The sequence below is a fragment of the Methylovulum psychrotolerans genome (assembly GCF_002923755.1).
In the GTDB taxonomy this organism is placed as follows: domain Bacteria; phylum Pseudomonadota; class Gammaproteobacteria; order Methylococcales; family Methylomonadaceae; genus Methylovulum; species Methylovulum psychrotolerans.
Genome location: NZ_PGFZ01000001.1, coordinates 378,181 through 390,261, shown reverse-complemented (window position 1 = coordinate 390,261; position 12,081 = coordinate 378,181). Strand labels below are relative to the sequence as shown.

The window sequence follows — 12,081 nt, the reverse complement described above, 5'->3', positions numbered from 1 at the left end:
TTGTTGGGTGGCGAGCGAGTGACCAGGACGGCTGGGGCAGCCGAAGGCATAAGCGGTCGCGTGATTTTTGCTGATTGACCGGCAAGGATGCCGAAGCAATCTTTCGCAAAAATAGCGACTCCCCTTACGGCAGACTCTCTAAATTCGGCGGTATAGGTTTTGACTTTTTCTTGGCTCATATTAGGATCACACTCTTTTTAGGATATTTTAAAGTGTGTGTCCGGTTTAGTGTAGCCACATCAGGGAGCTGAGGCTGCTGTCACTGTGATTTTACCCCTCCCGCTTCCAACGGATCTGCACAAACTCCAAAGCCTCTTGGATATTCAGGTCGCGGGTGGCACCGCCGGTTCTGACGAACAACTTGGGCGTGCCGTTTTGGGTGAGGAAAACCGGACGGTGGGCGGGGCTGATAATGAGGCGGCAGATGTCTTTGTGGTCGATGACGTGGAACAGGACATGGACTAGGCTGCAAAGGTCGGCGCCTAAGTTGGTGGAGATGGCGGTCATGATGGACTGCTCAAAACCGTCTTGGTTGGGCTTTTTCAGGGTTTGGTAATCTTTTTCCAAGCCTATAATAGTGCCGTCGTCGGCTACGCCTATTAATAAAGTACCGCCATGGCTGCTGTTTAAGAAACCCGCCAGGGTTTTGAGGATAACCCCTTCAAGGGTGCGGTTGATACGGGATTGCTCCAAATCCCAGCGTAGCGAGGACTTAAACTCCAAGTATGGGCCTTCGCCTAGGGCGATGATGGTGGCCAAGTCTTTTTGCAACTCCGCTTTCAGGGATTCGATACGCGCTAGACGTTTGTGTAATACCCCGTAAATGCCGACTGTCAACAAGCCCAGCATCGCGCCGATTTTGGCGTAAAACATCAGCAGGTTGTCTTCCGCGATGTTGCCGTCGAAAATGGAGGTAAGCTGGCTAAAGACGTATTCGAGGGAAGATAATTTATTATTATTGCTTTCACGCGAATAGATGAAGTTATAACTGGGGGCGAGGATAAACACGCCGATCAGCGCACCAATCAGGGCGGCGGTGGCGTAGAGTTTGAGCTGCTGTTTCCAAAGCGACAGCATCAGTAAAAAGAATCTTTTCATAATGCCAGTGAAGGTCAGATAAGAGGGAATACCTTACGCCAGACAAAGGGAAGGGGCTTATAAAGCCCCTTCCGGCTGTGGCGCGTTAACAGCCTAAAATAGCGATGCCCACATTTCATCGACTTTTTTGACGACGGCGGGGGTCATGCTAATGGTTTTGCCCCATTCACGGCTGGTTTCGCCCGGCCATTTGTTGGTGGCGTCAAAACCGACTTTGGAACCTAAACCGGAGACTGGTGAGGCAAAGTCGAGATAATCAATCGGGGTGTTTTCCAGTATCGTCAAGTCGCGTGCCGGGTCCATGCGGGTAGTGATGGCCCAGATCACGTCTTGCCAATTGCGGACATCGATATCATCATCAACGACAATGACAAACTTCGTGTACATGAATTGCCGCAAATACGACCAAGTGCCGAGCATGACCCGTTTAGCATGGCCAGCGTATTGTTTTTTCATGCTGATGACCGCCATCCGGTAGGAACAGCCTTCGGGCGGTAAGTAAAAGTCGGTGATTTCCGGGAATTGCTTTTGCAAAATCGGCACAAACACCTCGTTTAAGGCCACGCCCAGAATGGCGGGTTCGTCGGGCGGCCTGCCGGTAAAAGTGCTGTGGTAAATCGGCGCATAGCGTTGGGTGATGCGCTCTATGGTGAAGACCGGAAATTCATCGACTTCGTTATAGTAGCCGGTATGGTCACCGAACGGGCCTTCGGGGGCGGTCTCGCCGGGATAGATGAAGCCTTCCAGGACAATTTCGGCGCTCGCGGGCACTTGTAAGTTATGGCTCAAGCAGGTGGCGACTTCGGTCTTGCTGCCGCGCAACAGGCCGGCAAAGGCGTATTCGGACAGGCTGTCAGGTACGGGCGTTACGGCACCGAGGATGGTGGCGGGGTCTGCACCTAGGGCGACGGCGACCGGAAACGGCTCGCCCGGATGGGCTTTTTGCCAATCACGAAAATCCAAGGCTCCGCCACGGTGCGCTAACCAGCGCATAATGACTTTGTTTTTGCCGATCACTTGTTGGCGGTAGATGCCGAGGTTTTGCCGCTCTTTATGCGGCCCTTTGGTAATGACCAAAGGCCAGGTGATTAAGGGGCCGGCATCATCGGGCCAACAGGTTTGGATGGGGTAATCGCTTAAGTCCACCTCGTCGCCGACTCGGACGACTTCTTGGCAGGGCGGCGATTTGACCAGTTTCGGCGCCATGTTCAGCACTTGTTTGAACACAGGGATTTTTTCAAACGCATCCCTCATGCCTTTAGGCGGTTCCGGCTCTTTCAGATAGGCCAGTAATTCGCCGATACCGCGCAATTCGCTGACCGATTCGGCCCCCATACCCATAGCCACACGGCGTGGGGTGCCGAACAGGTTGGCCAGCACGGGGGTGTGGGAACCTTTGGGGTTTTCAAACAGCAGGGCGGGGCCGCCTTGTTTTAAGACCCGGTCACAGATCTCGGTGATTTCCAGGTACGGATCGACCTCGACGGTGATGCGTTTCAGTTCGCCCTGTTTTTCCAGTTGCGCGATAAAATCGCGCAAGTCGCGGTACTTCATGCGGTTATGCCGTTGTGCCGGAGCAGTGCGTCGATGTTAGGCTCGCGGCCACGGAAGCTGACGAACAGTTCCATGGCATTTTTGCTGCCGCCTTTTTCGAGGATATTGGTTAGGAAAGACTGGCCGGTTGCCTCGTCGAACACGCCTTTTTCTTCAAATAAAGAATAAGCGTCACTGGACAGTACCTCAGCCCATTTGTAGCTGTAATAGCCCGCCGCATAGCCCCCCGCAAAGATATGCGTAAAGCTGTGCGGGAAGCGGTTGAATTTGGGGGCTTGGATGACCGCGACTTGGTTTCTGACTTGGTCGAGGATTTCATAAATACGGCCACCGCGTTCGGGGTCATATTCTAAGTGCATCCGAAAATCAAACAGGCTGAACTCCAATTGTCTGACGATAAACAGCCCGGCTTGGAAGTTTTTTGCCGCCAGCATTTTGGCAAATAAGCTGTCGGGCAACACTTCGCCAGTTTGGTAATGGCCGGACATTAAGGCTAACGCGTCTTTTTCCCAACACCAGTTTTCCATAAATTGGCTGGGCAGTTCGACCGCATCCCATTCCACGCCGTTAATACCGGACACACCCAAATGGTCGACTTGGGTGAGTACATGATGCAAGCCGTGGCCAAATTCGTGGAACAGCGTGGTGACTTCGTCGTGGGTCAGCAGCGCGGGGGTGTCGGCGGTGGGCGGGGTAAAGTTACAGGTGAGGTAAGCGACCGGAATTTGGATGTGATCGTCGGTTTTTTTCCGGCCTACGCAATCGTCCATCCACGCGCCGCCGCGCTTTTTTGTCCGTGCGAACAGGTCGGTATAAAATTTGCCGCGCAATTGTCCGTCTTTATCGTGGATTTGGAATAATTGGACATCGGGATGCCAGGTGTCGAATTCGGTTATTTCGCTGATTTGTAAGCCGTACAAACGCTCGACAACGGCAAACAGGCCGGGTAGGACACGGGTGATAGGGAAATAGCTTTTGACTTCTTCTTGTGAAAGCTGGTACAAATGCTGACGCATTTTTTCCGAGTAATAGCCGATGTCCCAGGGTTCCATTTCAATAAAGGCGTGGACTTCGCGGGTATAGTCTTGTAACTCTATTAAATCGTTACGCGCTTGCCGCCAAGATTTATGCGCCAAGTCTTCCAAAAAGCTGATGACTTCTTCTGGCTTTTTCGCCATTTTGGTGCTGAGTGACAGTTCCGCGAAATTATTAAAGCCCAGCAGCTTGGATTTTTCATGGCGTAAGGACAAAATTTGTTCCATCAGCAGGCTGTTGTCCCAATGGCCGCCATGCGGGCCGATTTCGGAAGCGCGGGTGGTATAAGCCTCGTAGATTTCCCGGCGCAATTCACGGCTGTCCGCGTAAGTCATAACGGCGTTATAGGATGGGAATTGCAGGGTCAGCAACCAGCCTTCCTCGCCCGCTTGTTCGGCAGCCTGTTTGGCTTGGGCGATGGCGGATTCGGGCATACCGACCAAATCCCTTTTGTGGCTGATGGATTTGCTCCAAGCGTTGGTGGCGTCTAAGACATTTTCTTCAAAATGGCTGGTGTGCTGGCTGAGTTCTTGGCAAATTTCTTTATAGCGCTGTTTTTTATCTTCGCTGAGGTCAACGCCGGACAAGCGGAAATCACGCAGGGCGTTGCGGACGATTTTTTGTTGGGCGGTGTCGAAGGTGGAGAATTCGGAATGCTTGGCAATTTGCCGATAGGCGTAAAATAGCCGTTTGTTCTGGCCCATTTCTGTCCCATAGTCGCTCAGCTTAGGCAGGCAGGCATTATAGGCCTCGCGTAGGGCTTCGTTGTTGCAGACTGAATTGAGGTGGCTGACGGGCGACCACGCTTTGTTAAGGCGGTCTTCGGCATCGGCGATAGGTTGGATTAGTTTTGCCCAATTGTAGTTTTGCTTGGTTTTTAGGCATTCGGCAACTGTTTCCCGTGCGTCGGCCAACAATTGGTCTATGGCGGGTACGACATGTTCCGGTTTTATTTCTGAAAACAGCGGCAAAGAACTCTCGGTTAATAAGGGATTGTTCATAAGGGTAAAAAAATAGGGGCTCAGGTTGCGTTAAAGGTGATGATGACGGAAGCGTTGTTATTGTTTTTTTTGAGCATCGAAGAACACCGCTGTTTTGGATAGGTGGTCGTGCCAGCCACGCCGGTCTTTATCGAACAAAATCCACAAAAAACCCAGTCCGAACAGCCCCCAAGATGCCAAGGCGGTGAGATAGCGGACCAGTGCTTGTGTCCAGTTTATAGGCTTTTGGTTGTCTGTCAAAACCCGTATTTTCCACGCTTTAAGGCCTAACGTCTGTCCGCCGTGCGTCCAGAACCAGCCGTAGAAAATAAAACCGATGGTCAACAGGTAGAAGGGGAATAAAAAGTGTTGGCCAGTGAAGGCTTCACCTGAGTTTAAAGGCAATAACAGGGCGGTTGCGACAAAAAAAACGGCAATCAGCAGGATCAGGTCATAGATGACCGCTGCTAATCGGCGCAAAAAACCAGGTGCAGGCTCGAAACCCAAGCCTGGTTGTGGTTTTTGGGGTGCGGGATGGCGGGCCAATTAATCTTTGAATAAAGCTAATTTTTGGCCAAAATACATGCACATTGCCATCAATGCGCCCAGCATCAGCAAAGAAAAAACAAACGGCGGCCTGTGGAACAGAAGGATAAAAAAGTCTGCCGCAAAAATACTGGTAAGGATTGGGTGGTCGATAAAGCCACTAATAATCTTCTTAAACATAGCAATTCCGTCAAGCACGTCAAGGTGCGAGTGTGTAAAAAAATGGTTACCTGATCTTGTATCTGGTTACAATGCGCATAATAGACTTGTAAAAAATCAGAACAACGATTCTACTATAATCAAAAGGGGAATGTAAAAGAAAACAAACTTACCATGGTGGGATAGAATTCATTGAAATGATATGATTAATACAATTAGAAAAATAAACAATAATGGTGTAACGCTCATCCTAAATCTCTTCAAAAAAATAATTCAGTCGGCGCGGGCGCAAATACCGCCGCCAACAGTTGAAAAGGTCAAGATTTATGCACGTTCCGAGCATACCATTTCGCGGGCGCAAATCAGTGATAATGCGCTCAAAGTCTTGTATCGGTTGCAAAAAGAAGGTTTTGAAGCCTATCTGGTAGGCGGCTGTGTGCGGGATTTATTGCTGGGGCGTGAGCCTAAGGATTTTGATGTCGTCACTAACGCCGACCCTGAACAAGTGCGGAAAGTTTTCCGCAATTGCCGGATTATTGGTCGGCGGTTCCGCTTGGCGCATGTCCATTTTGGCAGGGAAGTGATCGAAGTGGCCACTTTTCGCGGTGACGGCACTGCCCAAAATGATGCGCAAGTGCTCAACCAGGAAGGGCGGGTGTTGCGGGATAATGTCTACGGCACAATTGAGGAAGATGTCTGGCGGCGGGACTTTACGGTCAATGCCTTGTATTACAATATTAAGGACTTTTCGGTAGCCGATTATGTGCAGGGTATGGAAGACCACCGTAATGGCATTCTCCGGCTGATAGGCGAGCCTAGCACCCGTTTTCGCGAAGATCCGGTGCGGATGCTCAGGGCGGTGCGTTTTGCCGTGAAATTGGGCTTTAAGCTGCATCCTGATTGCCAACAGGCATTGCATGGGGCGGCGGCCTTGTTGTCAAGCATCCCGGCCGCACGGCTGTATGACGAGGTGTTAAAGCTGTTTTTGTACGGTTATGCCTTACAAACTTTTGAAATGCTCAGGCATTACGGCCTGTTCCAGGTGCTGTTCCCCGATACGGAGCGGAGTTTGGCCGACCAGGACAACGATTTTCCGCGTATGCTTTTGGTTAGGGCTTTGCAAAATTCTGATAACCGGATTGCTGACGGCAAGACAGTAACGGCGTATTTCTTATTTGCGGCCTTGCTGTGGGAACCTGTGCGGCTGTCGGCTCTGCAAAAAATGAGGGAAGGGCAGGTGGAGTACATGGCCTATCAGGATGCCGCTAACGAGGTCATCGCCCGGCAAGTCCGCTATACCGCTATGCCCCGTCATATCAGTTTGGCTATCCGTGAAGTTTGGGCTTTGCAGCCTAAATTTACTACCCGCGTAGGGTCTAAGCCCAGCCGTCTGCTGTTGCATCCGCGGTTTCGCGCCAGCTTTGACTTTCTGTTGCTCCGCGCCGAAACTGGCGGCGTTGATGCGGAGTTGGCGCAGTGGTGGCAAGCCTATCAAAATGCTGATGAAAATGAGCAGCGCAAGATGACCCAGCCGTCCCGTAAAAGCACCGGCGGCAAGCCGCGTAAACGGATGTACCGGAAAAAATCTACGTCCGCCCCAACCGACGTATAACGCTAAACCGCCTAACTCCGCGTAAGCGCTACGCGGGGTTAGGCAAGCCACTGTAGAGCCTATTATGATGAACCATGACCCTCTCTTTTTCTGAAAACACCGCTGTGCCGAGCTTGGTTTATTTAGGTTTGGGCAGCAACCTTGCTGAACCTGTCGGGCAGATAAAATCCGCCTGCCGGGCGATTTCGGCCTTGCCGGACATCCAAACGATCGCCTGTTCCAGCCTGTACCGTAGCCTGCCGATGGGGCCGCAAGACCAACCCGATTACATTAACGCGGTGATGTGCGTCAGTACCTGCTTGTCGCCACAAGCCTTGTTACGGCATTTGCAAACCATTGAACAAGCCCACGGGCGTGAACGTAAAGGCGAACGCTGGGGGGCGCGGACATTGGATGTCGACATTTTATTATACGGCGAGCAGTTGATTGACTCGCCGGATTTGACCGTGCCGCACAGCGGCATCGCCGAACGGTCGTTTGTCTTGTTGCCTTTAGCTGAAATTGCCCCACAGTTGGTCATTCCAGGCAAAGGCACGGTTACTGAATTGCTGGCACACTGTCCTTTGCTAGGACTCCAACGGTTAAATTGATATGACTTTTATAGTAAAACCGCTGTCTATCAATGATTTGACGGCAATGAAACAGCGCGGTGAAAAAATCACTTGCCTGACGGCTTATGATGCCAGTTTTGGTGCGTTAATCGACCGTACCGGCATTGATATGATGTTGGTCGGGGATTCTTTAGGGATGACCATGCAAGGCCACACGACAACTTTGCCTGTGACCATCCGCGATATGGTCTACCATGCCCGTTGTGTTAGCCGCGCCCGGCAACGGGCTTTTGTCGTCGCCGACCTGCCGTTTATGAGTTATCCTTGTGCCGCCACCGCTGCCGCCAATGCCGCTAAACTGATGCAGGCGGGTGGGGTCCAAATGGTCAAGCTCGAAGGGGCGCGGCTGGATATCGTCAGCTTTTTGGTGCAGCAAGGCATTCCGGTATGCGGGCATCTAGGCCTTTTGCCCCAGCATATCAACCAATTGGGCAGTTATGCCGTGCAAGGTAAAGAACCGGCTGCCGCCGATAAAATCCTTGCCGATGCCCTATCATTGCAACAGGCAGGGGCGGCATTACTGGTATTAGAATGCGTTCCCGCGACCTTAGCCAAAGCTATCGCCAGCCAATTGCGCATCCCGGTCATCGGTATTGGCGCCGGGATCGATTGTGACGGTCAAGTGCTGGTGTTGCAAGATATGCTCAATATCAGCGGCGGCAAACGCCCGCGCTTTGTCAAAGATTTTATGCAGGAGGCTGGGACGGTCGCAGGGGCGATACTGGCTTATCATAACGCCGTCAAACAAGGCGCTTTCCCAGCCGCCGAACACAGCTTTTAGTCCATCATGCAAATAGTCAAAACCATTCCCGCTTTGCAGGCCACGTTAAAAATTTGGCGGCAAGCAGGCGATAGCATCGCTTTTGTGCCGACGATGGGCAATTTACATAACGGTCACTTACAATTGGTGCAGGCGGCCAAAACCCGCGCCAATCGTGTTGTGGTGAGCATTTTTGTCAACCCCACCCAATTTGGTGCCGGCGAAGACTTTGCCAGTTATCCGCGCACCGAAACGGAAGATCAGCAAAAACTGCAAGAAATTGCCACTGATTTGTTATTTTTGCCGCCAGTGACAGAGATTTATCATCCCCACGCGCAAACGGTTGTGGTGGTGAATGGCGTTTCCGAACGCTATTGTGGCGCGTCGCGGCCTGGGCATTTTACCGGCGTAGCAACAGTGGTCTGTAAGTTGCTGAATATGGTACAGCCGGACATCGCTGTCTTTGGCGAGAAGGATTTTCAGCAGTTAGCGGTGATACGCGCGATGGTCAGGGATTTGAACATGCCGGTCGCTATCCGCAGTGTCGCCACGGTACGCGAAGCCAGCGGCTTGGCGATGAGTTCACGTAACAATTATCTGACAACGGCGGAAAAGGCTACCGCTGTTGTGCTGTACCAAGCACTATGCGCGGCCCGCGAGGCCTTGTTGCAGGGGGGGGCTGCGGTTGCCGAGATTGAGGCCGAAGCCCTGCACCGTTTGCGGCAAGCAGGCTTTCTGCCGGATTATTTCAGCGTTTGCCGTAGTGCCGATTTGCAGCCCGCTAGCCATGATGATAGCGAATTGGTCATTTTGGCGGCGGCAAAATTGGGCAAAACCCGCTTGATCGATAACGTCAGCTTGGTGCGCTTGCCCAAAGAAGCCCCTGTTCTAAACGGGCGATGAGCCGGGGCAGAACAGGGTTATGACCCCGCGATGATGGTCTTTTTTTAATGCTAATCCGAGACAAAACCCGCCAATAGTTGAAGGAAATGGTAGGTTAAGGGATAATTAGCGGTTTTCTAACGTATTTTATAGTGTTTTATTATGCAAATTACGCTGCTTAAGGCAAAGTTACACAGAGCGACGGTCACCCGTTCGGAATTGGGTTATGAAGGGTCGTGTGCGATTGATGGGGCTATTTTGGATTTGTCAGGCATCAGAGAATACGAGCAGATTCAGATTTACAACATTAACAACGGTGCACGGTTTACCACCTATGCTATCCGCGCCGAAGACCATTCAGGAGTGTTTTCGGTTAATGGGGCAGCCGCGCGTATGGCTTGTCCGGGCGATTTGATTATTGTCTGCGCCTACGCTAGTTTTAGCCAAGAAGCCGCTGACAAGCATAAGCCCATCTTGGTTTATTTCAATGACAAGAACGAAGTTTTGCGTTCTGCTTCCGCCATTCCTGTACAAGCCGCCGGTTAATTTAGGGCAGGGAGGCAACGCATCGCCTCCCTGCGGCACGCGTCCAGCCGCTGTTTGCCAGGTAACCGTCCCCAGCAAACAGCAATACCCTTTTGTCCGGTTGCTTAACCGGCAAGACACTTTCACCGCTAAAGCAAGCGTTTGCCCGTATTATTGGCTTGTTTGCCTCATGCGCATCGCCTTAATCATTAAGGTTAGGGCAATTTCTTAAGGCCAAGCGGGGCGGACAGGTTTAATGCGCCGTATTTATTCGGCAATGCGTTGATAACGGCACAATAACCTGCCTTAGGATAACCTTAAACATGGCCGTAGCTTTGGCAATATTACCCGTTTAAAAACTATTTTTTCGCGGAAATATAATGGGATACCAATGTATTGGGATTATCGGGGCCTTAATAACGAAGAATGGCATTTAAGAGTACAGGTCAAGCAGGTTACAATAGGCATATTTATCTGCCCTGTTCCGCGCTATAGCACCGCATCCCAAGGCGGTTGTGCCATCCGGCGGATTCTGGGGCAACGCTTGTGAAGGTTGCCGTGCGGAAACTATAAATATGCGGCATAACCCGTTTCTTTTTGCTAAAAATGCAGGTCTTTTCCTTTGACTAAAAAAATTATTCGCATTGCCACGCGGCAAAGCCCTTTAGCCGTTTGGCAAGCCGAGCATGTCGCCCAACGTTTACAGCAACTGTTTCCGAATATCAGCACCGAATTGGTGAAAATGGTGACGCGCGGCGATAAAATCCTTGACGCGCCCTTGGCAAAAGTCGGCGGTAAAGGCTTGTTCGTTAAAGAATTAGAGCAAGGTATGCTGGAGGGGATTGCCGATATTGCCGTGCATTCCATGAAAGATGTGCCGGTTGACTTTCCCGACGGCCTGCATTTGGCGGCTATCTTGGAGCGGGAAGACCCTAGTGATGCGTTTGTCTCTAACCGCTATGCGTCGATTGACGACTTGCCCGGCAATGCCAAAATTGGCACGTCTAGCTTACGTCGCCAATGCCAAATTAAAGGGCGTTTCCCCGAAGCCGAAATTCTGTCTTTACGCGGTAATGTCAATACCCGCCTAGCGAAACTCGATGCGGGTGACTATGATGCGATCATTTTGGCCTCGGCAGGGTTAAAGCGTTTGGGCTTGGCTGGGCGGATCCGCCAGGCTTTGCCGGTTAACCTGAGCTTGCCCGCCATAGGGCAGGGGGCTATAGGCATAGAATGCCGGATTGACGATGCCGAAACCAATGCCCTGTTGGCGGCCTTGCACGATGCTGATACGGGTTTATGCGTGGCGGCGGAGCGGGCGATGAACGCACGTTTGCAAGGCGGTTGCCAAGTGCCGATTGCCGGTTTTGCCATTCATCAAGACGGGAAGTTGTATATGCGCGGTTTAGTCGGGGCACCTGACGGCAGTCTGCTCTACCGTAGCGAGGGCGTGGCCGACTTAGATGCGGCGCAAGACTTGGGCCGCCAAATTGCCGAAGATTTGTTAAGCCAAGGCGCGGATAAAATTCTTCAGGCCTTGTTTGCCGAATGAGCGGGTTAGGCGGGGCGGGTGTGTTAGTGACCAGGCCTGCGCATCAGGCTGAGGTTTTGTGTCGCCTGATTGCCGAACAAGGCGGTACCGCCATCCGTTTCCCGACCTTAGCGATTGAGGCCACCGCAGATACGGCGGCGGTACAAACGGCTTTGGCAAATTTGGGAAATTTTCAATGGCTTATTTTTATTAGCGCCAATGCGGTAAATTTTGCGCTCAAGGCGAATGGTGGCAAAATACCCAAATTAATTGCACCACGCTTAGCGGCCATTGGCCAAAGTACCGCCCAAGCCCTCGCAAATGCGGGCTTGGGTGTCGATCTCGTGCCTGCACAGGGTTTTAACAGCGAAGCCTTGTTGGCGGAGCCGCTTTTGCAACAAGTCGGTGGGCAACGCATCTTAATTGTGCGTGGTGAAGGCGGGCGCGAAGAATTGGCGGCACAGCTACGGCATCGGGGGGCTGAAGTCAGCTATATTGATGTCTATAAACGGGTTATGCCGGATAATAATGCCTCCGAGGTGCAGGCGTTATTAACGCAGCAACGCTTGCAGGCCATTACCATCACCAGCGGCGAAGCCTTGCAGAATCTATTGATGATGGTTGCACCGGCTTACCATCCGTTATTGACGGCGATCCCCGTCATTGTGGTGAGTGGGCGGCTGGCGCAAATGGCAAATAATTTAGGCTTTAAACACGTTGTCGTGGCGGAGCAGCCTGCCGACAGCGCAATGATTAAAGCAGTAACAATGTGTTTAACGGGGAAATAG

The 12,081-nt window shown here is 51.8% G+C and carries 12 protein-coding genes; 7 read left to right on the top strand and 5 right to left on the bottom strand.

Going from position 1 to position 12,081, the window contains the following annotated elements:
* Positions 1 to 270: 270 nt before the first annotated feature.
* The 5 genes from AADEFJLK_RS01865 to AADEFJLK_RS01845 form a co-directional block, all read right to left on the bottom strand.
* Entirely contained in the window at positions 271 to 1,098 is an 828-nt protein-coding gene (locus tag AADEFJLK_RS01865; protein WP_088618778.1) for an AlbA family DNA-binding domain-containing protein, read from the bottom strand.
* A 93-nt stretch (positions 1,099 to 1,191) separates the two neighbouring features.
* The gene (gene ubiD, locus AADEFJLK_RS01860; protein ID WP_088618777.1) at positions 1,192 to 2,652 is read right to left on the bottom strand and encodes a 4-hydroxy-3-polyprenylbenzoate decarboxylase; all 1,461 of its coding nucleotides are present in this window, start codon (positions 2,650 to 2,652) and stop codon (positions 1,192 to 1,194) included.
* Positions 2,649 to 4,688, bottom strand: coding sequence for an oligopeptidase A (gene prlC, locus AADEFJLK_RS01855; protein ID WP_103973103.1), 2,040 nt, complete (start codon positions 4,686 to 4,688; stop codon positions 2,649 to 2,651). Before prlC ends, ubiD begins: the two co-directional genes overlap by 4 nt.
* A 57-nt stretch (positions 4,689 to 4,745) precedes the next feature.
* Positions 4,746 to 5,147, bottom strand: a complete 402-nt coding sequence (locus tag AADEFJLK_RS01850; protein ID WP_232463781.1) for an RDD family protein — start codon at positions 5,145 to 5,147, stop codon at positions 4,746 to 4,748.
* A 66-nt stretch (positions 5,148 to 5,213) separates the two neighbouring features.
* Positions 5,214 to 5,411, bottom strand: a complete 198-nt coding sequence (locus tag AADEFJLK_RS01845) for a hypothetical protein (protein WP_408630483.1) — start codon at positions 5,409 to 5,411, stop codon at positions 5,214 to 5,216.
* Between the two features lie 163 nt (positions 5,412 to 5,574).
* Here AADEFJLK_RS01845 and pcnB point away from each other — a divergent pair, with 163 nt between their 5' ends.
* From pcnB to AADEFJLK_RS01810, 7 genes are all read left to right on the top strand, one after another.
* Complete coding sequence (pcnB, locus tag AADEFJLK_RS01840; protein ID WP_103973102.1) at positions 5,575 to 6,984, top strand: polynucleotide adenylyltransferase PcnB; 1,410 nt, start codon at positions 5,575 to 5,577, stop codon at positions 6,982 to 6,984.
* Positions 6,985 to 7,058: 74 nt separating this feature from the next.
* Positions 7,059 to 7,574 carry a 2-amino-4-hydroxy-6-hydroxymethyldihydropteridine diphosphokinase gene (folK, locus tag AADEFJLK_RS01835; protein ID WP_088618772.1) on the top strand — a complete coding sequence of 172 codons (516 nt, stop codon included), beginning with the start codon at positions 7,059 to 7,061 and terminating at the stop codon, positions 7,572 to 7,574.
* 1 nt (position 7,575) lies between these two features.
* Entirely contained in the window at positions 7,576 to 8,376 is an 801-nt protein-coding gene (gene panB / locus AADEFJLK_RS01830; RefSeq protein ID WP_103973101.1) for a 3-methyl-2-oxobutanoate hydroxymethyltransferase, read from the top strand.
* 6 nt (positions 8,377 to 8,382) lie between these two features.
* Positions 8,383 to 9,258: a pantoate--beta-alanine ligase gene (panC, locus tag AADEFJLK_RS01825; protein ID WP_088618770.1), complete on the top strand. Its 876-nt coding sequence runs from the start codon at positions 8,383 to 8,385 to the stop codon at positions 9,256 to 9,258.
* A gap of 141 nt (positions 9,259 to 9,399) precedes the next feature.
* A complete protein-coding gene (gene panD, locus AADEFJLK_RS01820) occupies positions 9,400 to 9,783 on the top strand; it encodes an aspartate 1-decarboxylase (RefSeq protein ID WP_088618769.1) in 384 nt (127 codons plus the stop codon).
* A gap of 601 nt (positions 9,784 to 10,384) precedes the next feature.
* The gene (hemC, locus tag AADEFJLK_RS01815; protein WP_088618768.1) at positions 10,385 to 11,314 is read left to right on the top strand and encodes a hydroxymethylbilane synthase; all 930 of its coding nucleotides are present in this window, start codon (positions 10,385 to 10,387) and stop codon (positions 11,312 to 11,314) included.
* Positions 11,311 to 12,081, top strand: coding sequence for a uroporphyrinogen-III synthase (locus tag AADEFJLK_RS01810; protein ID WP_103973100.1), 771 nt, complete (start codon positions 11,311 to 11,313; stop codon positions 12,079 to 12,081). The genes hemC and AADEFJLK_RS01810 overlap by 4 nt, the downstream gene beginning before the upstream one ends.